At 44.7% G+C, this 22,850-nt stretch carries 21 protein-coding genes and 1 pseudogene; 11 read left to right on the top strand and 11 right to left on the bottom strand.

The annotated features are described in order from the left end of the window. The 6 genes from NA59_RS08085 to NA59_RS08055 all read left to right on the top strand — a co-directional run. The coding region (locus NA59_RS08085; RefSeq protein ID WP_044410722.1) for a transposase at positions 1–195 on the top strand (195 nt) is incomplete at its 5' end. A 188-nt stretch (positions 196–383) separates the two neighbouring features. Continuing rightward, a complete protein-coding gene (locus NA59_RS14340) occupies positions 384–923 on the top strand; it encodes a hypothetical protein (protein WP_157792576.1) in 540 nt (179 codons plus the stop codon). A 590-nt stretch (positions 924–1,513) separates the two neighbouring features. Then, the gene (locus NA59_RS08075; RefSeq protein WP_096777604.1) at positions 1,514–2,344 is read left to right on the top strand and encodes a macro domain-containing protein; all 831 of its coding nucleotides are present in this window, start codon (positions 1,514–1,516) and stop codon (positions 2,342–2,344) included. Positions 2,345–2,385: 41 nt separating this feature from the next. After that, entirely contained in the window at positions 2,386–2,937 is a 552-nt protein-coding gene (locus tag NA59_RS08070; RefSeq protein WP_044410719.1) for a TIR domain-containing protein, read from the top strand. Between the two features lie 94 nt (positions 2,938–3,031). After that, positions 3,032–3,733: a hypothetical protein gene (locus tag NA59_RS08065; protein WP_044410716.1), complete on the top strand. Its 702-nt coding sequence runs from the start codon at positions 3,032–3,034 to the stop codon at positions 3,731–3,733. Between the two features lie 577 nt (positions 3,734–4,310). After that, a complete protein-coding gene (locus NA59_RS08055; protein WP_052501548.1) occupies positions 4,311–5,159 on the top strand; it encodes a TIR domain-containing protein in 849 nt (282 codons plus the stop codon). A 224-nt stretch (positions 5,160–5,383) separates the two neighbouring features. Here the strand turns inward: NA59_RS08055 and NA59_RS08050 are convergent, their stop codons facing one another. Beyond that, complete coding sequence (locus NA59_RS08050; RefSeq protein ID WP_052501547.1) at positions 5,384–6,736, bottom strand: HipA domain-containing protein; 1,353 nt, start codon at positions 6,734–6,736, stop codon at positions 5,384–5,386. Further along, entirely contained in the window at positions 6,733–6,993 is a 261-nt protein-coding gene (locus NA59_RS08045) for a helix-turn-helix domain-containing protein (RefSeq protein WP_052501546.1), read from the bottom strand. Before NA59_RS08045 ends, NA59_RS08050 begins: the two co-directional genes overlap by 4 nt. A gap of 153 nt (positions 6,994–7,146) precedes the next feature. Here NA59_RS08045 and NA59_RS08040 point away from each other — a divergent pair, with 153 nt between their 5' ends. From NA59_RS08040 to NA59_RS14335, 3 genes are all read left to right on the top strand, one after another. Next, positions 7,147–7,515: a peroxiredoxin gene (locus NA59_RS08040; protein ID WP_083945019.1), complete on the top strand. Its 369-nt coding sequence runs from the start codon at positions 7,147–7,149 to the stop codon at positions 7,513–7,515. 395 nt (positions 7,516–7,910) lie between these two features. Further along, the gene (locus tag NA59_RS08035; RefSeq protein WP_052501545.1) at positions 7,911–9,170 is read left to right on the top strand and encodes an urea ABC transporter substrate-binding protein; all 1,260 of its coding nucleotides are present in this window, start codon (positions 7,911–7,913) and stop codon (positions 9,168–9,170) included. Continuing rightward, positions 9,167–12,220 carry a hybrid sensor histidine kinase/response regulator gene (locus NA59_RS14335; protein WP_052501544.1) on the top strand — a complete coding sequence of 1,018 codons (3,054 nt, stop codon included), beginning with the start codon at positions 9,167–9,169 and terminating at the stop codon, positions 12,218–12,220. The genes NA59_RS08035 and NA59_RS14335 overlap by 4 nt, the downstream gene beginning before the upstream one ends. Here NA59_RS14335 and NA59_RS15560 read toward each other — a convergent pair. From NA59_RS15560 to NA59_RS08015, 3 genes and pseudogenes are all read right to left on the bottom strand, one after another. Continuing rightward, positions 12,209–12,523, bottom strand: a pseudogene (locus tag NA59_RS15560) (type II toxin-antitoxin system YafQ family toxin). The gene NA59_RS14335 and the pseudogene NA59_RS15560 sit on opposite strands and share 12 nt — an antisense overlap. A gap of 122 nt (positions 12,524–12,645) precedes the next feature. Further along, complete coding sequence (locus NA59_RS08020; RefSeq protein ID WP_044410708.1) at positions 12,646–12,948, bottom strand: type II toxin-antitoxin system RelB/DinJ family antitoxin; 303 nt, start codon at positions 12,946–12,948, stop codon at positions 12,646–12,648. A gap of 72 nt (positions 12,949–13,020) precedes the next feature. Beyond that, the gene (locus tag NA59_RS08015; RefSeq protein WP_044410705.1) at positions 13,021–13,419 is read right to left on the bottom strand and encodes a hypothetical protein; all 399 of its coding nucleotides are present in this window, start codon (positions 13,417–13,419) and stop codon (positions 13,021–13,023) included. A 106-nt stretch (positions 13,420–13,525) separates the two neighbouring features. Between NA59_RS08015 and NA59_RS08010 the strand changes: the two genes are divergently transcribed. Beyond that, the gene (locus NA59_RS08010) at positions 13,526–15,643 is read left to right on the top strand and encodes a TonB-dependent receptor plug domain-containing protein (RefSeq protein ID WP_044410702.1); all 2,118 of its coding nucleotides are present in this window, start codon (positions 13,526–13,528) and stop codon (positions 15,641–15,643) included. Between the two features lie 80 nt (positions 15,644–15,723). Here NA59_RS08010 and NA59_RS08005 read toward each other — a convergent pair whose 3' ends face one another. The 3 genes from NA59_RS08005 to NA59_RS07995 form a co-directional block, all read right to left on the bottom strand. Further along, the gene (locus NA59_RS08005) at positions 15,724–16,842 is read right to left on the bottom strand and encodes a hypothetical protein (RefSeq protein WP_044410699.1); all 1,119 of its coding nucleotides are present in this window, start codon (positions 16,840–16,842) and stop codon (positions 15,724–15,726) included. A 30-nt stretch (positions 16,843–16,872) separates the two neighbouring features. Then, positions 16,873–17,880, bottom strand: coding sequence for a hypothetical protein (locus NA59_RS08000; RefSeq protein WP_044410696.1), 1,008 nt, complete (start codon positions 17,878–17,880; stop codon positions 16,873–16,875). Between the two features lie 65 nt (positions 17,881–17,945). After that, entirely contained in the window at positions 17,946–18,593 is a 648-nt protein-coding gene (locus NA59_RS07995; RefSeq protein WP_044410693.1) for an RluA family pseudouridine synthase, read from the bottom strand. Positions 18,594–18,643: 50 nt separating this feature from the next. Here NA59_RS07995 and NA59_RS07990 point away from each other — a divergent pair, with 50 nt between their 5' ends. Continuing rightward, positions 18,644–19,141, top strand: a complete 498-nt coding sequence (locus NA59_RS07990; protein WP_044410691.1) for a low molecular weight protein-tyrosine-phosphatase — start codon at positions 18,644–18,646, stop codon at positions 19,139–19,141. Positions 19,142–19,286: 145 nt separating this feature from the next. Here NA59_RS07990 and NA59_RS07985 read toward each other — a convergent pair whose 3' ends face one another. The 3 genes from NA59_RS07985 to NA59_RS07975 all read right to left on the bottom strand — a co-directional run bounded on the left by NA59_RS07985 (position 19,287) and on the right by NA59_RS07975 (position 22,792). Next, positions 19,287–20,570: a methyl-accepting chemotaxis protein gene (locus NA59_RS07985; RefSeq protein ID WP_232504062.1), complete on the bottom strand. Its 1,284-nt coding sequence runs from the start codon at positions 20,568–20,570 to the stop codon at positions 19,287–19,289. Positions 20,571–20,820: 250 nt separating this feature from the next. Then, complete coding sequence (locus NA59_RS07980; RefSeq protein ID WP_044410689.1) at positions 20,821–21,939, bottom strand: protein-glutamate methylesterase/protein-glutamine glutaminase; 1,119 nt, start codon at positions 21,937–21,939, stop codon at positions 20,821–20,823. A 25-nt stretch (positions 21,940–21,964) separates the two neighbouring features. Continuing rightward, positions 21,965–22,792 carry a CheR family methyltransferase gene (locus NA59_RS07975; protein ID WP_044410686.1) on the bottom strand — a complete coding sequence of 276 codons (828 nt, stop codon included), beginning with the start codon at positions 22,790–22,792 and terminating at the stop codon, positions 21,965–21,967. Positions 22,793–22,850: the final 58 nt, after the last annotated feature.

Below are 22,850 nucleotides of genomic sequence, written 5' to 3'. Positions count from 1 at the left end.
ACCGAACAACAAAAACAACACAACCGATTGGCCTCAGAAGTACGCTACATCGTGGAGCGCACCTTTGGTGTATTAAAACAGCACTATGGAATGGCACAAGCCCGCTATAACGGACTCAAGCGCAATGCGGCAAAATTAACACTCATGTGTATCGGATACAACCTAAAACGGGCAATAAACATACAACTGAGCTAAGGCTCAAGGGGTGCGTGTATCCAAAAAACAGGATATACGCACAAAGTAGCAAGAAAGCGTCATAAAAGTGACGCAAAACAACGAAAAAAGGACTAAAATGCAAGACCACGGTTCAAAAAAGTCGAATTTGAAAATTTAACTTTGGGAATAGCTGGGTTTTGCAAAGGTCTCATATAGACGAAAAATTTTTGACTTCCGGTATCAATCAGGTTTTTGAAAAAACATTTTTGCCCTTAACGCCCACTGATATTTCAGAGCAGTGCATCTCTATTCATTTCAATGTCCTACCCGCAATGGAAAGGTACTTTAAATGCAAGGCATATCTGACAATAGGGAGTGTTAGAGACCATAAGAACAATTACTTCGATATGACTGATGAATATATAAGTCAAACTCTTTCATTTGGCATTATGTCAAAGTACAAACTTCACTGCTGGATAACACTGGATTCATTGGAAATTATTGATGCTACATTGGCTACGACTATTGGTGTTCATGATGGGCCAAAAGATTTAATCGGTCAGATGCTCGCTATTCACCCAGACAACTTGCCTGACATTGGCTCAAAATTGGTTTATACACCAAAAATACTTGGCTCTAGTTATCTCGAGTCTATCGGTATAAATCCACGTTCTGGAGTTGCTTTTGTTGGGGCCAGTTCCTACCGAAAACCAAGCATCTACACCAAACTAAAGAGCAACATGTACTCAGTTCTAGACAAAACATAACAATTGAATTAACTACGCGCCTTAAAGGCGCCGGACGCAGCAAACTGCGCCGGTTATTGAGGCGTTATTGCGTCGGTCGAAAGTGTTGGTTTCGGCAGAATGTTCGGGTCGCGGAAACAATATCGGGTTTTGTTCAGGAAGGGTTCCGTTCGAGATTGGTGTATTGAAGGAAGTTTGGCGTTTGTGTTATGGGGCTGCTCTCGCTGGCTTTTAAAATGGCCTGAAATTTTTTGGGTGCAGAAAGCGGTGCTCTCGTTCGAGCTGTTCCTTTGCTGTATCGGGCAGCTTCCAGAGACTGCCCCATCTGCGAGATTTTGCAGGCTCAGGCTGGTTGCATTCTGCGGGTTCCATTCTGAAACAGTTTAGTGGAACGATGGCTAGGGGCTTGCGGCTTTTGTGGTGTCGTTTGTGGCAGGCTATCGTTTTTTGCCTTTGTTTTTCTGTTAACCTGTCAATAACAAAGCGCAGCAGTTCGCCGCCGCTGGCGGCCGGAAACCATTTCGCTCCGCTCAATGGCTCCGCTGTGCTTGGCGTTATATGCCCAAGCCATCGGGCTACAAAATCATTAATTATGGAAAAGGACGCATAGATTGAAAGTTAAGATTACAGACAGGTCAGTATGGCAAGAGTTCTTAAAAATGATGTCGATGATATCGGCCATTTTATCAATAGCTTTCATTTTTATTGATGTTTCCGATGAGTATAAAAATTGTGCCGGCTTGTCAGTTGTACTTTTCTTTGTTGGTTTGTACTTGTATCTGTGGTGGAGATACAACAATTTGAGACACCTGAATCTTTCAATTGATGGAAGCAAAGTATCAGTATTGACAGGTGACTTGTTCAGTCAGCCCGGAATTAAAGCTATTGCATTTAATGAATATTTCGATACTCAAGTGGATGATAAGATTATATCCAAGAACTCACTGAATGGAATTTACATCAATGAGCACTCTAACTTATCAGTGGCTGAGCTGAATCAAATTATCGAAGATTATCCATTTGAAGATGGCGAGTTAATAGATGGAGATGTTAAACGCACGGGAAAGTCAAAAAAATACAAACTAGGAACCGTTTGTCTTATAGAAGACTATCTATTGGCTGCGTTTTCGAAGTTTGATAGCCAGAATAAAGCGGTTCTTAGCATGCCTGAGTATCTCGAGTTCTTAATAAATTTTTGGGATAGCGTTAATCGAGTTTACTCTCAGAAAAGTGTTTCGGTTCCAATATTTGGATCTGGCATAACTCGAATTAAAGAACACAAAAATATTAGTGATGAGGAACTGCTCAAGATAATGCTTTGGACATTTCGAGTGAGTGAAATGAAATTCAAATATCCAGCGAAATTAAACATTGTCATTCACAAAGATAAAATTGATTCAATAAATCTATTGGATATTAAAGCTATAGAAAATGGAATTTGAATCGCTGCTGATTTATAAATTAATATTACTTGGGGAATAGCATGGCAAACAGAACCGGAACCTATATCGCTTTTGACGGACTGGGTAAAACGAACCCTACTGAATCTGATTTTAAGTATTACGCAACAATGCAAGCATGGAGCACAGGAAAAAACATTGATTTCAAGTTTGTAAATAGCCATGACAAAACTGCAGCCGTAAGAGATACAAGTCTTCGGAGTACATTAGAATCAAGAATCAGAGAACGGTTGGCGGCATCAAAAAACTGCATTGTAATATTAAGTGATGACACCAGAAAAACGGGCAGCATGTTGTCATACGAAATCGAAAAGGCTGTTGATTTTTACAAGATACCATTGATTTGCGTGTATGTCGGATATGACACAATCTATGCACCTAAAGAGCTATATAACAGGTGGCCCAATTCCTTGACAGCCAGAATTAATAACGGAACGGCAAATGCCATCCATGTGGCGTTTAAGAAAGAAATACTCTTAACAGCGATCAATCAATTCTCAGTAAATGGTGGCTCTCCGGGTGGTTCATTAGTGACTTATACAAAAGAAGCACAAGAAAGAATGAACTCAAAATAAATTACGCGATAAGGCATATAACAAGCGCATGTTGTCGGACTGGTTTTCCGCTGCGCTCCAAACCAGCCGCAAATGCGGGCGTTAGGCAAGAATTATGAAAGAACCTATGTACTCAGACATGCAGTACCCATATCATCGTGACCAGAATGGTCCGACTCCCTTGCCCCCATTTGTAGATGAGTTTGACGACATCGTTTCTCAGTTGCGGTGGAGGTTGTTTGATTTTTGCAGGATTCACCACATCGTTTATGCAGAGATGGAACGGTGGGATCAGAAGTTGGACCAAATACCCAAAGAAGCGATGGACTATCAATCGGACCAGACAATGGAGGATATAAAAAAAATAAGACTCCGCCAAGCAGTTGTTGACAAGGACATAGAGAACAAAAGAATTGCTTCGTTTTCCGATCAAATTATGGTGGTTGGTTTATGGGCTATTTGTGAGCAGTTTGTATCTAAAACCTACCGTCGAGCTGTGAGCATGATGAATAACTGTGAAGAATCCAGTATTTCAGTTCCATACCGGTGGGATCAAATAAAGTTAAGGTTCTCTGATATCGGCATAGATATCGAAGGGTGCGAAAATTACCAAAATGCAGATGAGTGCAGGGCTTTAAATAATGCAATAAAGCATGATCCTCTAGTTTCTGATAAGCTTGCAGCATACGGTTATTTTGAATCATATGAAGGAAAAGTTTTGGATTCTGTTCCATTGGAAATGCAGCGTTATTTAAACGGAATATCGGACTTCTTGGGAAGTCTTATTGAACGATCAAACCAGGCTACGAAAGCCTAACAAAATGCTGCACGCGGAAAAATTACTCGCTCTGCTCCTAATTTTCCGGTGAGCAAGGCGTTATTGACCTTGCCTGTTTGCGTCGGTAGAAAGTGATGGTTTCGGCAGAATGCTCTGGCCGCCGCAACAATATCGGGTTCTGTTCAGGAAGGGTTCCGTTCAAGCTTGGTGTATTGAAGGAAGTTTGGCGTTTGTGTTGTGGGGCTGCTCTCGCTGGCTTTTAAAATGGCCTGAAATTTTTTGGGTGCAGAAAGCGGTGCTCTCGTTCAAGCTGTTCCTTTGCTGTATCGGGCAGCTTCCAGAGACTGCCCCATCTGCGAGATTTTGCAGATCCGGGTTGGTTGCATTCTGCGGGTTCCATTCTGAAGCAGTTTGGTGGAACGATGGCCAGGGGCTTGCGGCTTTTGTGGTGTCGTTTGTGGCAGGCTATCGTTTTTTGCCTTTGTTTTTCTGTTAACCTGTCAATAACAAAGCGCAGCAGTTCGCCGCCGCTGGCGGCCGGAAACCATTTCGCTCCGCTCAATGGCTCCGCTGTGATTGGCGTTAGGGCTTCTCAGCATTAAAGGTAAACGAGTATATGAATGAAGTTGACGTTTTCCCTGACAAATACTGGCACTGCCATGTTGAGTTGGTTGGTGATGGAAAAAAGAGAGACCGTTCTTCGGTGTTCAACGATTTAACTTTTGACGAGCTTAGCCAGCAGGTCATAACACCTTGGCATTCTGGAAGAGCGTTTACTGTTGACGGAATGATCATCAAGAGTATCGATGATATCCAAAAAATTAAAATAACCAACACTCCACAGCCAAAATCCTATTATGCAGATCAACATAACAACAAAATGCGTAGTTCTGGTATAGCCGACATGGCAACCGACCGGAGGTTATTACCATTGTCATTAGGAAAGGACTATACACATGACCTTCTTTTCAAAGAGCCTGCGGTGAAAAATACTAAAGGTGATGTGATTTCTGGTGGCGATAACAACAATGTTTTTGTTGTCCATGGCCATGATGAACAGGTAAAAGAATCTACAGCAAGATTCATTGAAAAATTAGGATTGAATGCAGTAATCCTTCATGAGCAGGCAAATGAAGGAAAAACCATAATTGAGAAACTGGAAAAGCACACTGACGCTGGATATGCAGTCGTTCTGTTCACCCCGGACGATGTGGGTGCTAGCGCCGAATCAAAAGATAACCTCCGGCCACGAGCACGGCAGAACGTATTGGTTGAACTCGGGTATATGGCTGCAAAAATCGGACGGGACAAAGTTTGCGTTCTAAGAAAAGGAGGCGTTGAAATTCCCTCTGACTATCTTGGGGTGTTATATGTCGATATTGACGCTGCTGGTGCATGGAGACTCAAATTAGCTAAAGAGCTTAAAGTTGCGGGATTGAAAGTGGACTTAAACGAGGCTATGTAGAGACTGACAAGTTGCTCATCGGCAAATTACTCTATGTGCTCGCAATTTACCGGTGAGCAAAGCGTTATTGACCTTGCCTGTTTGCGTCGGTTGAAAGTGTTGGTTTCGGCAGAATGCTCTGGCCGCCGCAACAATATCGGGTTTTGTTCAGGAAGGGCATTAGTGTGTAATGGTCAAGTATTTCTGTAGTGTTGCTAGATGGGTGGTCTTTTTGTTAAACGATTTTATAAGTCCTGATAGGCTTGTTCTAATTGTGCCAAGTGCTTTTGCAGTTTAAGCGTTGCATGTTGGATGATGTGTTTTTGGTTAGTCAGTCGTTGATAATAATCAACGACTTGAACATTTTCTAGTTGTTGTATTACGCCTTGCGTGACGCGATCAAACACGGTTTTCATGGCTTTGATGGGAAATGCCGCTTCTTGCGCCATCAGTGCCAAATCGTAGGCCGACACTTGGCTAATAGTAAATTCATCACCGATCGCCATGGCTAATTGGGTGTCTATACCGGCTGGAGCGGTCTGACTTAAGCGCTCTTCCAAACCTTCAAGCTCCAAAATACATACCTGGTCGTAAAACGGGGCGATGCGAATGCGGCCATCCGCTTGCACAAAAAAACTGAGGTTTTTGGCATGTGCATCGACATTGCCAATACACAATTGAAATGCGATCCATTCCATGAACGTTTTAATATCCAGTATCGGTGCGGCGGAATATTGGCGAATGGCCTGGGCCAGTTTAACAATGGATGCCCCTTCACGAATCATCGCTACATCGGGCGAGCTGCCATAAGGCCGTTCCATTTTATAGTGGGGCGGCAAGTCGAGTAGCTGGCAGCCATCAATTACATGGCGTTTAGTGTAATGGCCGTGGGTTTGGAACGTGCGGTCAAAACGTTCAATTAATAACACAGGTTCAGGTACTTCAACCAGTTGACACCCCGCTGTGGGCAAACCAATGCGTTCTGACAGTTGCATACAAAAAGCTTCATTCACCACCATCGATTCAAACTGGGCATTAACGGGCGGTGGTTTAAGAATATGGCTCGTATGGTTGTTTTGTCCTTCCGGTAGAAACCACTGTTGATCTTTAACCTTAATGCCAATTTTGTCTTGAAAACCAGCGACGGACACTCGCACTTTTTGATCCCATATCGCAAAGTCTCGTCTTTCGCGCAGTGCGAGCCGAGCTGAGAGTTCGGTATGCGTCAAAGGGCGATCTTTTGTTTTGGAGGTGTTATCAAGTTGAGTCGTTAAAACAAACGCGCCAGCGGCATCTTCACCTATTGCATGTAATAATTGAAAGCGATTGTTTTTTGAGACTCGGAGTGCGAGCGCGATGTTATCCAGGTTTTGCCCTTCGGGTAGTAGGTTTTGAAAGAAAGCTGTGACGCTTCGCTCTTTAAGTGATTGGTCAAAGGGAAGTGCCGGTGAAAGTGCAAACCCCGTTTTAGTCCAGTGTTCGGTATAGTTGAAAGTAAAACCTACGCTGTTTTGTTCAGCGGTGAGTGTGCCGACATGGATCTGTTGGTAATAAAGCTGGAGTTGCGGCTTATATTTGGGTTCTGATGATGGGTTCATAATGTTGACTCGCTTTGTTGAATATCTAAACGAATGCCAAAACCTTGTAGCGCTTTAAATAGATTGCCACTACTTACACCTTGATCACCTTTCTCAATCCGAATTAAGGTCGTGACCGACATCCCGAGTAGATCCGCCGCATCTTTTATTTTTAAACGATTTTTTGTTCGACAATGCCGCACCATCTGTCCCAGTTCTACCAGGCCTGCTTGGATATGATTCGGTTTGTCTGCAATAACGATTTGCTTGCCTTTCATTTAAAACTCTAGTTCAGTGGAATTTAAAATAATTTTACATCTTATCCTGTTTAAAATCCATATTATTGGATTTTAAACAGGATGGTCTGGGTTAGATAATGCAAAAAATCATAGCAACGGGCATGATTAACCTCGTTCCCACGCACAGCGTGGGTGCGAGTTATAAACATATGTGCATACGTTAGAGGTTGCACCACCGAGGCGTGCAGTTTTCGTGACAATATCAATGGCATTATTGCCAAGCAAGCGACTGTGTTTGGCGTGAGTGTGGATTCGGTTGAGAGCCATAAAAACTTTGCGCAAACCCACCGTTTGCCCTTTAGCCTGTTGTCAGATAGTGACGGCAAGGTGGCGGCGAGTTACAACTCATTGCTGAATTTAGGGATTATGAAGTTCGCGCGCCGCAACAGTTTTATTGTTGACCCGAATGGTCAGATTGCGAAGGCGTATAAAGGTGTTGACCCACAAACCCATGTGGCGGAAGTATTGCGTGATTTGCAGCGGTTACAAGAAACAAATTGAACCCGTTATCTAACCAGGGCAAACGCATCTAAAGTAAACAATAAATCAAGAGCTTAACCCGGACATTTCAGATCTCGCTCCCACGCTGAACGTGGGAGCGCCTTGGACTTGGGTTTGAGCGTTGTTTCATAGGCTAAATCGGTCTGCGTTCCCACGCACAGCGTCACTGCCATTAAGTTAAGAAGAAAACCGTCATTGCGAGGAGCGCAGCGACGCGGCAATCTCTCAAGGGCGTGCTCAGTCTGCCAGAGATTGCCACGGCCTTCGGCCTCGCAATGACCCATTTCTTTTACCCAGAGACGTCATCCTGCGCGCAGGGTGACAGGCTCTTAGATAGAAATTCACAGTTATAAATAAATAAGGTAATATTATGCTATAGGAAAGGAAAATAAAGTATGTTATCTCAAAACGCTTTAAAAAAAGGCATTAAAAATACACTTGGCCAACGCGTTGGTTTTAGCTTACTGGTGTTGCTGCTTATTTTTTTACTATTTATCTTTATATCGCCGTTCACTAAACCTCAGCCACCGATAAAAGTCGGCGTTTTGCATGCTTTAAGCGGCACCATGGCGACCAGCGAACAGCCGCTGGTGAATATGCTGCAGCTAGCCGTCGAAGAAATAAACCAGCAAGGCGGACTCCTTGGGCGGCCGCTGGAACTGGTGATGGCTGATACCCAGTCAGATGCCGAGATCGCCGCCCAGCAAGCACAAAACTTAATTGTAGATCAAGAGGTTAGTGTGGTATTTGGTTGTTGGACCTCGTCTTGTCGTAAAGCGGTGAGGTCGGTGATTGAGCAGCACCGCCATTTATTGTTTTATCCCGTGCAATACGAAGGACTAGAGCAGTCCAATCATATTTTCTATACAGGTTCGGCGCCGAACCAGCAAATTGTGCCTGGCGCGCGTTGGGCGATGCAGCAGTTTGGTCCAAGGGTTTTGTTGGTTGGTTCTGACTATGTGTTTCCGCGAGTCGCCAATATGATTTTGCGCGATATGATTAGTGCGAATCAGGGCGAGGTTTTAGCTGAACTCTACAAGCCTTTGGGTAATCAACAGTTTGATGCCGTTGTTGATCAAATAAAAGCCCTCAACCCTGATGTGATTCTGAATACGCTAAACGGTGATAGTAATCAGGCGTTTTTTGATGCGCTGGTGAGCGCTAATCTGTCGGACAAGCCGATTGTTTCCTTCAGTGTCGCCGAGCCTGAGCTTGCGGCTTGGGGAGGCGGGCGATTAACACAACATTATGGCGTTTGGGGTTTTTTCCAGTCACAAACGGATCCACGTACGCTGGCTTTGGTGCAGGCTTATCAGCAACGTTTTGGCGCAGGATTGGCCGTCTCTGATCCGATGATCGCCAGTTATCTAGGCATGCAACTCTGGGCGAGGGCTGTGGCCTATGAGCAGTCTGTCAGACCTTATCAGGTCAATAATGTGTTCTTGCAAAGTTTATCAATGCCCGCGCCCGGTTCGATGGTGGTGGTTGAGCGCACCAACCGCCATCTTTGGCGCCCATTACGTATTGGACATGTTCAGCCAGATGGTCAATATAAACAGGTTTATGTCACTGAACGATTGATTCGTCCAACACCCTGGCCGACCTACCGTAGTCGTCATGATTGGGAGAATGAGCGAGCGAGGTTGGGGTTATGAACTTTTTTTCTAAAATTTTGCCACGCTTGATGTTAGGGTTTACCTTGTTGGCGGTGGTGCCTATGATTGGTGTATTTACCCTCAATAGTGTGCACGTTGAACGGGGTTTGCAGCAAACAGCGCTCAATCATTTATCGGCGATAGCGGATCGTAAAATGGTTGAGGTTAATCAGTTTATCGCTGAACGCATTGTCAGCGCACGGCATATTGCTCATGTGCGTTGCACTCATCAAGCGATGGTTAACTTTACGCGATACCCGGTTTTTTCAACCGAGTGGGAAACCCAGGCTCAGGCGTATCTTAAAGACATTAGTGTGCTCTATGAAGACGGGGGTTATTATGATTTATTGTTGATGGACAGCGATGGCAATGTGGTCTTTTCAGCGATTCGTGAAAGTGATTTGGGAACAAACTTAAATACCGGGCCCTATAAAGATTCGGCACTCGCTCAAGCACATCGCGATGTATCTTCGTTATTGCAAACCCAAATTACCAAAGCGGAACCCTATGCGCCATCCAGAGAGCAGGTCGCGATTTTTGTTGTAAGCCCGATGGTTGAGGATGGGCGCTTTTTGGGTTCGGTCGCGTTACAATTAGACGTTGGAAAATTGATTGATATTTCAATTGATCGTGCGGGTCTGGGTGAAACCGCTGAAATCGTATTGGCTCAATTTCAGCCAGATACCAACAAGGTGTTGTATTTATCCGATTTACGTCACATTCCTAACGCGTCTTTTCAGCGTTTAGTGGGGTTGGATAAGGTGCCTCCACCGATGATAGCGGCGTTAACCGGTGAGCGAACCGAATCCTTAACCTATGATTATGCGGGTGTGAGTGTGCTGTCGGCGTCACGGTTTTTGCCAGCCACCCATTGGGGGATGGTGGTTAAAGTGGATGCGGCTGAGGCGTTTGCGCCTATATATCAACAGCGCAATCTCGCGTTTATCTTGATGGTTTTGTTTATGTTGTTGTTTGGTGTGGCGGCCTATTTGTTTGGTAATCGGTTGGTGACACCTATTCGTGAATTGCAGCGGGTAGCGCAAGCGATGGAGTCGGGTGACTTATCGCAGCGTGCGCAAGAAAAGGGCGCACAAGAAATTAAACTGCTCGCGCGTGATTTTAATCGAATGGCGACGCATATTCAGCAAGACCGTGCGTTGTTAGAGTGCCGTGTGCAAGAACGCACAGCAGAGCTTGAAACCGCGCGTAAAGAAGCCGAAGCGGCGAATCAAGCTAAGTCGGCTTTTTTAGCGAATATGAGTCATGAGATTCGCACACCCATGAACGGCATTATTGGCTTAAGCGAGTTGGGTATGGCCGAAACAGACCCCGCCAAGACGCAGGATATGTTGAAAAAAGTGAATAGTTCCGGGCGTTTGTTGCTTGGTATTATTAATGATATTCTTGATTTTTCAAAAATCGAGGCCGGCAAAATGACGCTAGACCCGCACCCCTTTTATCTTTCAACTGTGCTTGATAGCTTAGAAACTTTGTTTTTGCATCAGGCCGAGCAAAAGGGCATTCAGTTGTTGATGGAGGCGGATGCTGTTAAGCAACGCTGTTGGGTAGCCGATGATCTGCGCGTGCATCAGGTATTGACTAATTTACTCAATAACGCGATTAAATTCACTGAAAAAGGTGAGATTCGCCTCATTATCACTGAGAAAAAAACGGAAAAAGATAACCAGGCCTGGTTATGTTTTGAGGTAAAGGACACCGGCATCGGGATGACTTCTGCACAGGTGTCACAGTTGTTTCAGTCCTTTAGTCAGGCGGATACGAGTACTACGCGTAAATATGGGGGTACAGGTCTGGGCTTGGTGATTAGTCAGCGATTGGTTGCGCTAATGGGTGGCGTTGATATTCAGGTCGAATCCCGACTCAATGAGGGAAGTTGTTTCTCGTTTAGCTTGCCAATGTCGGGTTGCACCCCAGCGCAGCAGGCGCAAGTGGTGAAATCCGCGCCAGTGGTGAGCGAGACAAAAACCTGTTTTGACGGTCGTGTGTTGCTGGTTGAGGATAATGAAATTAATCAATTGGTCGCGGCTGAACAGCTTAAGAAGCTATGTTTAGAGGTGGAGTATGCGGATAACGGGGAAATTGCGGTTGAAAAAGCCAAGCAGCAGTCGTTTGATTTGATTTTAATGGATATTCAAATGCCCATCATGGGCGGCTATGAAGCCACGCGACAAATTAGAGCGTTTAACGCCGAGGTGCCGATTATCGCTTTAACCGCTGCGGCGATGATTGAGGATCGCAATAAGGCGCTCGCGGTGGGTATGCAGGATCATCTGAGTAAGCCACTGGACTCGCTAGCACTGATGGCGGTTTTAAAACGTTATCTAGCGGGGCGACGCGTAAAAGACAGTGCATCACCCGAAAATATTGCGCCCAAGCCGCAGCAAAAAAATCAGCCGCACGCCTGGCGTCAGGCCAAGATGTTAAATGTGCAAGCGGGGCTGGATCAGTTAATGGGCAATCAAGCCCTTTACCACAAACTGCTGTTGCGTTTTAACGCGCAAATTGAGCAGGATTATTTGCCGATCGTGCCACAGCTCCAAGCACTGACAGAACACGCACCGGCCGATGCGTTCGATCAAGTACAAAAAACCAATCATGCGCTCAAGGGTGTAGCAGGAAATTTAGCGGTGGAAGGGCTGTTTAAACACAGCTTGGAAATAGATTTATTGCTCAAGCAACACCAGCGTCCAACTGACCAGCAAATTAGGGAATTTGAACAAGCCTTGCTGCAAACTAAGGCCGAGATAGCCGCTTATTTAATGCCAAATAACCTCGCTGATCAAACTGAGAAATCCTTGCCATCTGGCTCAGTCGAGCAAATCAGTCAAGACACGCTAAATCAACTAGCCCAGCTTAGGTTAAAAATTGCGGCGAGTGAGTATGTTGATGATGAATGGCTAGACAAAATCGAAAAGACATTGCCAAATCACTGTCTGGCCGATTGGCAAGCCATGACTAACGCGCTGGATGCCTTCGATTTTGAACAGGCTGAGACTCGTTTAGAAAAGCTGATTGCTTCATCTAAATAGTTCAGCGTGTGTACCGGCTCGGGTGAAGACGATATTTTCAAGCTTGCCGGTTTTTTCTAGTTTGTAGATGAGTAAAAAATCACCACCAATGTGGCATTCTCTAAAGCCTTTTCAGTTTCCAATAAGTTCATGATCCCTGTAGATGGTGTCAAGGGGTTGTTCATTGGCTATTAGTTGCAGCATTACCGATTTTAACTTGGGCATGTCATAACGACCTGATTGGTTTAATCGCTCCCAGTCTTTAGAAAATTGTTTTGTAAAATCAGATTGGCGTGGCAATAGTGCACGCTTAATTTTAGACATGCTTTTCTAGGAGCCTGTCGGACTAAAGCCAATCGGCTGCAAAAAAGCTGGATTTGGCCATTTTTTGTCCACTTCCTCGTCAAATAGCTCGCTATTCTCCTCGGAATTGAACAAAAACTGACTCAAACCAGACTTTTTTTCGCTTCGACCGGTTTAGTCCGACAGGCTCCTAGGTTTGCTAAAAGTGAGTCTGCTGAACTAAAGCGCGCTTTTTTAGCGAGAAGGATGTTATCCGCTTCTTGCATGGCTTGTTGCGTGATTTCGTTAGGTGCTTTTATATCAAATGGAATTTGTTTTTGCGTAACAACTTGAGTTAAAAACACGCGTACTGCCTCAGAGACGGATAATCCCATTGATGCAAGCGTTTCAGTGGCTTGGTTTTTAATATTTTCATCAAGTCTAATATGCAGGACTTTTGAGCTCATTTTGTTTTGTCCGTTTAATTTGTGTGTAGTGATTGTATATTCAATGTGATACAAGTGCAAGTCTATCAAGGCTTACCAAGATTCGCCTAGTTGGGTTTCTACCCAGTCGAGGAAACCATCTTGCCAGGCCAGATGTTGTTTGATTTGGGTTTGGGCGTTAAATGGGTTGAGGTTTTTGCAGAGCACTTGATTTTTAACACGGATTTCAATCGGGTTTTGTGCGCTGGCGGCTTGGTTGCCTTGTTGATAGGCGTATTGTGTTTCAAGTTTGCCGCGAGCTTTTTCACCTTCGGTGCTTAGCCACGTATCCTGTGCGCCCTGTTGATGCGCATAACGCAAAATGTCGATGGACATCGCCAGTTCATGGTTAGATAAGCTGCCTAACCATTCGTTTAAATTGAATGCAAAATCGGCTTGCGCCAAGTGGGCGATCAGGGGTAAATGCTTGTCATTAAAATTGGGTGTGTTCATGATTAAACCTGTTTAATAAAGTTTTGGTATTATTGTATAACTATTGTAAAACATTTTACAGGCAGTACAATAGAATGACAGAACTCATTGTAAATGGATAACCAAAATGAAGCACTTAAAATGGACGGTTGTTGGTCTTATAGGTTGTATGCAACCTGTCATCGCTGAGGATGTTAATCGCCTCTCGACCATAGAAGTAGAATCTAGCGCGGAATCCCTTATATCTGAGGGTTTGCAACCCGGTATTGAAATCGCGCCCTCTGTGTCCACACTCGATACCGCGCCTTCCGAAATCCAACTTAATATTCTTGAACTAAAAGGGGTGGCCGGTACCCAAGGCGATCCGCTCGGCGCGGTGCGTACCTTGCCGGGGATCAACCTAGCCAATGGCGGCGGTGGACGCACGCCGGGGTTTTATGTGCGTGGCTCGAATGCCAATGAAAACAAAATCCTGATTGATGGCTTGCCGGTCGGTTATATCTATCATTTTGGCGGGATCTATTCGGTGCTGAATCCCGATTTAATTGATAATTTTAAAACCTATTTGGGTGGCTTTGGCGTGGAGTATGGCGACAGAATGGGCGGCGTGGTGGATGTGCAAACCCGCAAACCCAATGCGCAGCGCGTCAGCCAAAGTTATCAAGTGGGTTTTTATGATTCGTCTGCGCGAATTGAGGGGCCAACCTCTGAAAAGGGGTCAGCGTTTTTTGCGGTGCGGCGCAGTTACATCGATTTGTTCTTGCCGGCAACCGGTTCTTTAGGTTCGGATTCAGATAACCGTTACACCCAGTTTCCGCAGTTTTGGGATGTGCAAGCTAAGTATCGACACGAATTGGCGGATGGCTTTGTTGATTTCTCATTATATGCCGCTGACGATCAATTGCGCTTTGATATTCGTGATGAAAAACAACGTTTGCAGGATCCGGCCTTAATCGGTGATTTAGGCAGCAAACGCGCGTTTCAAACCTTGGGTGCGCGCTGGGTGAAGGCGTTGAATGAGGATGTCGAGCAAACGCTGCGCGCGGGGGTGCTGTTTACCAATAATGACTTTGTGATAGGTACTCAGCAGGCGGGTGATCGCAATCCGGGTCAACCTTATGGCTTTGAGCAACGGGGCAGAACTTGGTTTGTGTTACCGCAATGGGAAGTTTATCAGGGTGACAATCGTTGGACGTTAGGTGTCGATGGTTATCGCTATGATTTTTCAATTGATGGTTATATTGGTCAGCCTTGTCGGGAGGGGCAAGCCGACTGCATTTTGACTAACACGAACGCGGCGGATATCGCAGAGGCGTTTAGTGGATATGAAGCCGCTGCCTATGTCGAGTTGCAGCGTCCGCTTACCGAGCGCTTGTTTGCTACGCTGGGTTTACGTTCAGGACATTATGACTGGGCAGCGGAGCGTTATCATGCGCTATCACCGCGTATCAGCTTGGAATATGATTTCGCTGAAAACACGATATTCACCGCCAGCTGGGGGCGATTTATGCAGGTGCCGCAGGGCAATGAAATTTCAAAAACGATCGGCAACCCAGCGCTGGTGATGACCGATTCTGAGCATCGTATTCTTGGGGTCAAATATGAATGGAGTCCACTCTGGTCAACGCAGGTTGAAGTCTATCAAAAGCCGATGACCAAATTAGTGGTATCGCGTGATCCACCGGAAAACTTGGCCAACCGAGGCGTGGGTGTGGCGCAGGGATTGGATGTGTTAGTAAAGCGTAACTTTAAAGATCGCCGCTATGGCTGGTTGAGTTACAGTTATTTAGAGTCAACACGCCGTGATAAGGATGACCCGAGCACTGAGCGCCTGTTTGATGGTGACCAACCCCATACCCTTAATCTGGTTTGGGCACAGCCGTTTGGCGGCCATTGGGCCGATTGGGTTTGGGGCGTGAGTGCGCAGGTACAATCAGGGCGGCCATATACACCGATTGTTGGCCGTACGCAGGATGGCGAGCGCTGGATACCCGAGTATGGCAAGGTTAATAGCGAGCGTTTGCCGGTTAATGCGCGATTGGATTTGTCGATGGAGAAAAATTACAAGTATAGCGGTTGGAATTTAGATGTGCGCTTTGAGTTGCTGAACATCGGCGCATTGATCGCACCCGATACCGCTGTCATTGGTTATGACTATGAGCCAGATTACAGCAACTTTAACAATCCAGATAAAGTACAAGGCTTCCCGTTCTTGCCCTCATTTAGTATAAGAGGTCATTTTTAATTCAAGAAGGATGTGGTTAACTAACCAGGCCTGGTTAACGCCCCTATTTTGAGCGGACGCTAAGTAGAGGCGGCCTTGCATTAGTTCGAGTATTGGTAGGGGTTTCTATATTGATAGTGAGCGGGCGGCGCAGATGACTCTTGCTTTAGATTGGTCATCGACTCGCTGAGTTGCCCTAATCGTTTTTCCATTGACTTCTGTTGTTCACTCAGGGTGTTGATTTGTGTTTTTAAAGCACTCCAGTCCTGTGTTGAGATGGTATGAGCCGTTGTTGTAGATGTAGGGGTGGCTGTTGTTTGATTATGAAATCTTTGTGTGATAAGTGCTTGTAATGCTTTTATTTCTGCTGTTTGTGTTTTGATTTGATTTTCAAGACGGTTAAATCTAGGTGTTAAGCTACTCAGGTCAGGTGTCGAGGGACTAGCTTTTTGGGTTGTTTGCGTGATGGGCATTTGTTCTTGTAAACGATGAAGATCCGCCTGTAATTGCGTCAGCGCAGTTAAAAGTGTTTGTTGGTGTGACTGAATCGCGTGATTAAGGTCTACCGTATCGGTAGGGTTGATCGACGTTTTGGCCGGCGCTAGCATGTTATTTGCATTTTGCTCCACAGGGATTTCAGGGATTTCAAATTGTAAGTCAAAACTTTGTGGAGGGTGTTTTAAGTCAGCGAGACTCAGCTCGATGAGTGAGGCTAGCTCATTAATTTTTAAATTTAAATGACGCTGGTTAAGCGTGTTTTCCGTTTTGATGATATCGATGATTTGTTGCTCAAGGTTTTGCTGTGTTTGCTGGCTTGAGTAGAGAAACCAGCTGGATGCCCCAGCCAAGCCGCCGACAAATAAAATGCTGCTGATGGATAAGGCGGTCACAAAGCTTTTACTGGACTTCGCTTCCTGGTTGGCATTGCGCATGGCTTGACGCGAAGCCAGCGCGATCTCTTGCATGTCATCAAGCTGTAACTGCTGCTTTTGCGCTGTACGAAGATTGATATCGGCCGTTTCTTGGCTAAACTGTGCGGCCTGTTGTGATGACTTACACGCTTCTAACAGTAGACCGGTTGTGCTGATATTTTCGGCTGACGGCGTATGATCTAATTGCTTTTTAGTGTTTTTTACGTCACCTACTTTCGCACTCAGGTCTTCGGTGTTTTTTTCGAGGCTTTCGAGTTCATCAAGAAGTTCGTCGGTTATATCGCTCATTAGAGTGGCCTGTTTTTTAGCAAATTCAAGTTATTTTGTTTTTAGCTGTGCTAATCGTGCGCGTATTTGTTGATTTGCTGATTTTAATGCATCGTTTTTCTCTTTTATTTGCTGAAGTTCTTGCGCAATTTGATCTTCAGATCGCTCAGTGAAGTGGGTGTTATCGAGTGTATAGCCTGCATTTTTTACCGTTTCAAACGCCCGTTCGGCAGCGTTAAAGGTAGACTCAATCAGTGAGCGTGCTTTTTCAGCCGAGTCTTGTGCTTGTTTTGCGGTGGATATCGCTAAATTATTTACTTCGGACACCGTTTGTTTAATTTCTTGAGCAATAGTATGCATTTCTTTGTCAAGCTCTATGGCTTCTTGCATAAAGTCCACTGACGACTCAATTGAAGGGTTGAGGGGGGGCTTGTCCTGTGTAGCCGCCGGCTCAGTTGGCTGGGTATCACTCGGCTTAGGTTGCGAGGTTTCCTCTGGTTCTTCTGGTTGCAAGTCATCAGTTGCAGACGCATAGGAAGCATTAAGTAACGCCTCATCTAGCGGTTCATCGTCTAGGTCAAGCGCATCTATCTCCGACTCGGTATCGGCCATGTCTAGGTCGATATCGGTTTCTTCAAGTTCGTCTTCCTTTGGTGTTTTTTCATCTGTATCGACTTCAGGTTGTGCGTTATCTTCGATATCGAGTAGATCATCCTCTTCAGGTTGATCATCCTCTTCAGGTTGATCATCCATCAACTGCTCAGAAGCGCTGGCGTCCTCTAATGAATCCAATTCGTCTAGTTCGCTCAGGGCTTCAATGTCGCTGGCTTCTTGCGTATCTTCAATATCCTCACCCGATGCCTCCAGTTTACTCAGTTCATCGAGTGAAGTTTCATTTAAGTCCTCAAGGTCATCGGTGTCATGTGTTTCCATGTCGCTTAATAAGTCAAGCTCGTCTATGTCACTTAATAAATCATCTTCAAGTGATTCAGGTTGCTCTTGATCAAGCATTTTTAACATTTCTTGATTAGCTAACTCTTCTTTTTCAAGTGCGGTCATGGTGCTCTCCTGTTAACCAAGTGACTGAGTGAATGTACAAAAAAGCATAAAATATGCCAAATTAACTAATAAAACGCAGCCTTATTTTCAATTGTTATGAACTCGTGTGTTGTAGGGTGTTGGAACGTGAGTTTTTGTGCATGTAACATTAATCTGTCCGCCATAGTAAAGCTTTTTCGGTCTGAATAAAAGTTATCCCCTAAAATGGGGTGACCAAGAGATTTCATATGAAGTCGAAGCTGATGCGAGCGTCCGGTAATAGGGTAAAGTGCAACAGAAAAATGGTCAGTATGCTGTTTAATCAATTGCCAGCGTGTTTGCGCATGACGGCCATGGGTGAAGTCGATGATTTGTCGTGGGCGCCTTTCCCAATCACATCGCATAGGGAGCTGAATTTCGCCTTCAGGTTCTTCAATCTGTCCTGCACAGCATGCAAAATACATTTTATGGACTTGTCGATCTTGAAACTGGATGCTGAGGTTTCGATGACTTGCTTTGTTACGTGCAAGCAATAACAAACCCGATGTGTCCATATCTAGTCGATGAACAATCAGCGCATCAGGATGTGTAAGGTGAATGTAGCTTAAAACGCAGTGTTTATGCTGTTCGCTTTTGCCAGGTACCGATAAAAGCCCACTTGGTTTGTTAAGGATAATAATATCCCTGTCTTCATATACAATCCAGTCATGAGGCGGGGTGATGTTTTTGAACATGATGTCACTTTAAGTGTAAAATTTAACCTTTATTCTATAGGAGAGAGCGAATGTCGGGTCATGAAATTTCAGTTTTATTTGTTTGCATGGGCAATATTTGCCGTTCACCCACCGCGCATGCGGTGTTTAGAAAGCAGGTTGAAGAGGCTGGGTTGGCGCATAAAATACGAATCGACTCGGCGGGTACGCATGCTTATCATGTTGGTAACCCACCTGATGAGCGTTCAATGAGAACGGCGGCTAGTCGCGGCGTCACTATGCAGGACTTGCGTGCGCGTAAAGTTGACTTTTCAGATTTGATTGAATTCGACTATATTTTAGCGATGGATGCGGATAACTTAGCTATCTTGCAACAAATGGCGCCTGCTGATCTAAAAGAAAAAATAATGCTGTTTATGGCGTTTGCGCCTCATTTAGGGCATGATCATGTACCTGATCCGTATTATGGTGGTGAGCAGGGGTTTGATCAGGTCTTTGATATGGTCGAGCAAGCATCAAAGGGGTTACTTGCATCGATTAAACAGCGACATTTATCGCATCCCGCGTAAAGCTTCGTCTCGCCATGACAGTTTTTTTCTTAACTTAATGGCAGTGACGCTGTGCGTGAGAACGAGCCAATGGCTAAATCCAGCTTTTTTGCCCGAATACATCATCAGTAGGTGAAGGTATTCGGTTCACAGGTGTTTTTTTTGATTAGAAAAGGTCAATCTCGCCTTCTTCCATCGAGCCGCTGCTAACTCTTTTCATTCTTGTTGACTCGATCTGGTTGCGTTCATCATGAATACGGGTTCGGAAGTTATTGAGTCGCTCTTGATATTCGGCAGCAGAAGAGGAGGGGTTGTCTTTTTCACTATCTAGGTAATGGTTAATTTCTTGTGAAAAGCTATTGAGGTTTTCAAGGTGATTAATAACTTGCTCAACGAGTTGGCGAACAATATCTTCAAACTGCAGTGAGCGCACCGCATTCGACACACTGCGTTCTATGCCCGAAATGATCCCTGATACATCACCGAGTTTGGTTGAAATGGTGGCATTCATCGCTTCAAGGTCTACTAACATGGCGTTAACGCGATTTTGAGAGGTAGACGCTTGCTCCATGTCTTTGCTAGCCATTTCGCTAACGATTGTTTTCACCTGTTCTACGGTATGGTTCGCTTTTTGTGCCTTCTGTCTTATTTGCTCATTGAGCTGATTGGAGTTAAGTGAAAGTTTGCGCACCTCATCGGCGACCACGGCAAAGCCGCGGCCAGCTTCACCCGCACGCGCCGCTTCTATCGCGGCATTGAGGGCAAGCAGGTTGGTTTGGTCAGCAATTCCTTTAACGTCCTCAAGTAGATTAAAGATGCCATCAATTTGATCAACCATTTCATCAATCTTGTGCATGGTTTGGTTGCTTCTTTGACTGCCATGTTTAATCATGTCAATGAGCTGCTGTAAAACCTGTTTGGTTTCAGAGGAGAATTTTTCAATACTCATGCCTTCACCGGTGCCACCCAGGTTGGCGAGCAGGGAGAGTACGAGTTCATATTGTTGTGTTGTTTGTTTATGCAGCCCGCTAAAACTGTCGTTGAGGGTGTCAATTGATTCTGCAATGAGTTTGTTAACTTGCGTGAGTTCAGTTTTAACAATATCAACTTCTTGATGAACAACGGCATCGACATCGCGCATGATCACTTGTAGCGCTTCGCCTGATTCTTTAATGGCAATAGAGGGGGGTAGACAAACCTCTTCAAAGGCTGGCTCTGTGGTCACGTCGTTTTCGTCATACGACAGATTGTCTAGTGTCTCTGTTGCGCTGTCTATGGTGGGTTGAGCGGGGGGCGTCTTTGCCCAAATAATGGACATAATAATAACAGCAAGCAGCGACACAATAACGAGGTCGACTAGAAGTATTAAGCATAGTGTGACAAGCGTAACGGTCCATGCTAACCATTGTTGCTTTAACTTGTGCTGCATTTTTTCGATGATTTGTTTCATTCAAAACATTCCTTGATAGGCTGGCAGTTCTTAACACGCATGCTTTATAAAGCACACGCGCCCTGGTTTTCTATTGATTTTTCAGTATTTTTCTTGATGGGCTGTATGAATAACGACAGCACGCCTTCGAAAAAAAGCACTGTAAAACCACTGTCCTGTGCGATTAACACGCAAGTTTATGAAATATCCGGGTTAAAAGTTAAAAAACGATAAACTGAAAATATTTGAAACTTTAGCAGGATGCGTGCCACTATTTGCTAGCTAGCGCTAAAATTTTATACGCAATTTGATCAAGGCTTAAAACAAAATCAGCGGCGCCTAGTTTTACCGCCTCGCCAGGCATTCCCCAAACAACACTTGATTTCTGGTCTTGTGCAATAGTGGGGGCGCCGACTTCTTGAATCTCTTTTAGCCCCTTGGCACCATCGGCACCCATCCCCGTTAATATTATACCGATAGCATTGTTGCCGACATTTTGTGCCACACTGCGAAACATCACATCGACCGAGGGCTTATGGCGATTAACCGGAGGGCCATCATTGAGTCGGCATATAAACTTGCCTCCTACTGGTTCAATAAGTAAGTGTTTATCACCGGGTGCGATATAGGCATGGCCTTGAAGAATAGGCTGGTTGTCTTTTGCTTCATGAACGGTCATTTCGGAGACACTGTCCATTCGTTGAGCAAAAGGCCCCGAAAATGCAGCAGGTATATGTTGAGAAATAACAATCGGCGGGGTGGTAGCAGGCAATCGCATTAGAATTTCTTTGATCGCTTCGGTGCCGCCGGTAGACGAGCCTATTGCAATGATCGTTTCAGCATAGCGTGGCTTTTTAATTACGTTTGTTTTTTTGATAATGACATCGGCATCGTATTTTTCACTGATTGTTGCCGGTGAGGATTCAACTTTTGGGCGAGCGAGTTGGTTGTTAGAGAAGCGGGTATATTGGCGCTCAAGTGTACCGCGTGTTACCTTCGATGCCATGATGACTTTGTTACAGATTTCTGTGGTGTAGCTTTCAAAGGTTTGAGCAAGGTTAAGCTTGGGTTTGGTAACAAAGTCAATCGCACCTAGTTCCAGTGCTTGGAGTGTAACATCGGCACCATGCTCTGTTAAGGTGGATACCATGACAACCGGCATGGGGTGAAGGCGCATCAGGTTTTTTAAAAAGCTGATGCCATCCATTTTCGGCATTTCAATGTCTAAGGTTAAAACATCGGGATGAACTTGTTTAATCATATCGCGCGCCATGTAGGGGTCATGCGCGCTGCCGACGACTTCAATTTGCGGGTGAGATGATAGCATTTCTTGTAGCATTTGACGCACAAGCGCGGAGTCATCAACAATAAGTACCTTAATTTTTTGCATATTTTTCTCGTTGTTTATATCAGTGTTATTTTATTTTTCGATAAATTGTTTGACCCAGAAGTTCAAATCTGTCACAAATTTTGTACAAAGATTCTGAGTGACCGATAAATAAGTGCCCTCCCTCTTGTAACAGGTCGGCATAGCGATTAAACAACCGACTTTGGGTAGGTTTGTCAAAGTAAATCACGACATTTCGGCAAAATATAACATCAATCTTATCTCTAATAGGCCAATCATTCATGAGATTAATTTGACCAAAGTCAATAATGCTTTGTAGTTCAGATTTAACTTTTACAGCGCCTTCTTTGTCACCGGTTCCTTTTAAAAACCAACGCTTTTTTCGCGGCTCAGAGACACCTTTAAGGCGTTCAATGTTGTATATCCCTTGTTTTGCAAACTCCACAACAGTGGTGTCAAGGTCAGTTGCCAATACGCGTGCATCCCAGCCTGAAGGCACGGCCTCTTTAATGACGGTTGCAATAGAGTAAGGTTCTTCGCCCGTAGAGCAACCTGCAGACCAAATACGAATTTTTTTGGATGCTTGATTTTTTTTTAGAAGCTGTGGGATAACCTGGTTTGCCAAATACTCAAAGTGATGGTTTTCTCGAAAAAAGAAAGTCAAGTTAGTGGTGATGGCGTTAATCAAATTGACTAGCTCTTCTTCACCTGTTTTTTCAACATAATTAAGGTAGCTTTCAAAGCTGCTCATTTCTAAAAAACGAATACGTTTCGCTAGTCGATTGTAAACTAGATTTTTCTTGGTGTCGTTGAGGTCAATGCCTGCAAAGTCATAAACGATTTTTTTGACACGTTTAAAATCATTGTCGTTGAATGCATATTCATTTACACTCATTTATCATGTTCCTTGTTAGCTTGGGGTGTTGGCCCGAAGTATAGTGAATATAGTTTTT

The organism is Thiomicrospira microaerophila (assembly GCF_000934765.1).
GTDB lineage: Bacteria > Pseudomonadota > Gammaproteobacteria > Thiomicrospirales > Thiomicrospiraceae > Thiomicrospira > Thiomicrospira microaerophila.
The sequence above is the reverse complement of the archived record's forward strand: the minus strand, read 5'-3'. Positions and strand labels throughout refer to the sequence as shown.

Excerpts from the sequence above, each read along its gene's own strand:
- NA59_RS08000 (WP_044410696.1), bottom strand. The coding sequence starts at position 17,880 with ATGACCGCACTTGAAAAAGAAGAGTTAGCTAATCAAGAAATGTTAAAA.
- NA59_RS08065 (WP_044410716.1), top strand. The coding sequence starts at position 3,032 with ATGAAAGAACCTATGTACTCAGACATGCAGTACCCATATCATCGTGAC.
- NA59_RS07975 (WP_044410686.1), bottom strand. The coding sequence starts at position 22,792 with ATGAGTGTAAATGAATATGCATTCAACGACAATGATTTTAAACGTGTC.
- NA59_RS08045 (WP_052501546.1), bottom strand. The coding sequence starts at position 6,993 with ATGAAAGGCAAGCAAATCGTTATTGCAGACAAACCGAATCATATCCAA.
- NA59_RS14335 (WP_052501544.1), top strand. The coding sequence starts at position 9,167 with ATGAACTTTTTTTCTAAAATTTTGCCACGCTTGATGTTAGGGTTTACC.
- NA59_RS08010 (WP_044410702.1), top strand. The coding sequence starts at position 13,526 with ATGAAGCACTTAAAATGGACGGTTGTTGGTCTTATAGGTTGTATGCAA.
- NA59_RS07985 (WP_232504062.1), bottom strand. The coding sequence starts at position 20,570 with ATGAAACAAATCATCGAAAAAATGCAGCACAAGTTAAAGCAACAATGG.
- NA59_RS08055 (WP_052501548.1), top strand. The coding sequence starts at position 4,311 with ATGAATGAAGTTGACGTTTTCCCTGACAAATACTGGCACTGCCATGTT.
- NA59_RS08035 (WP_052501545.1), top strand. The coding sequence starts at position 7,911 with ATGTTATCTCAAAACGCTTTAAAAAAAGGCATTAAAAATACACTTGGC.
- NA59_RS08020 (WP_044410708.1), bottom strand. The coding sequence starts at position 12,948 with ATGAGCTCAAAAGTCCTGCATATTAGACTTGATGAAAATATTAAAAAC.
- NA59_RS08070 (WP_044410719.1), top strand. The coding sequence starts at position 2,386 with ATGGCAAACAGAACCGGAACCTATATCGCTTTTGACGGACTGGGTAAA.
- NA59_RS07990 (WP_044410691.1), top strand. The coding sequence starts at position 18,644 with ATGTCGGGTCATGAAATTTCAGTTTTATTTGTTTGCATGGGCAATATT.
- NA59_RS08050 (WP_052501547.1), bottom strand. The coding sequence starts at position 6,736 with ATGAACCCATCATCAGAACCCAAATATAAGCCGCAACTCCAGCTTTAT.
- NA59_RS07980 (WP_044410689.1), bottom strand. The coding sequence starts at position 21,939 with ATGCAAAAAATTAAGGTACTTATTGTTGATGACTCCGCGCTTGTGCGT.
- NA59_RS08015 (WP_044410705.1), bottom strand. The coding sequence starts at position 13,419 with ATGAACACACCCAATTTTAATGACAAGCATTTACCCCTGATCGCCCAC.
- NA59_RS08005 (WP_044410699.1), bottom strand. The coding sequence starts at position 16,842 with ATGAGCGATATAACCGACGAACTTCTTGATGAACTCGAAAGCCTCGAA.
- NA59_RS07995 (WP_044410693.1), bottom strand. The coding sequence starts at position 18,593 with ATGTTCAAAAACATCACCCCGCCTCATGACTGGATTGTATATGAAGAC.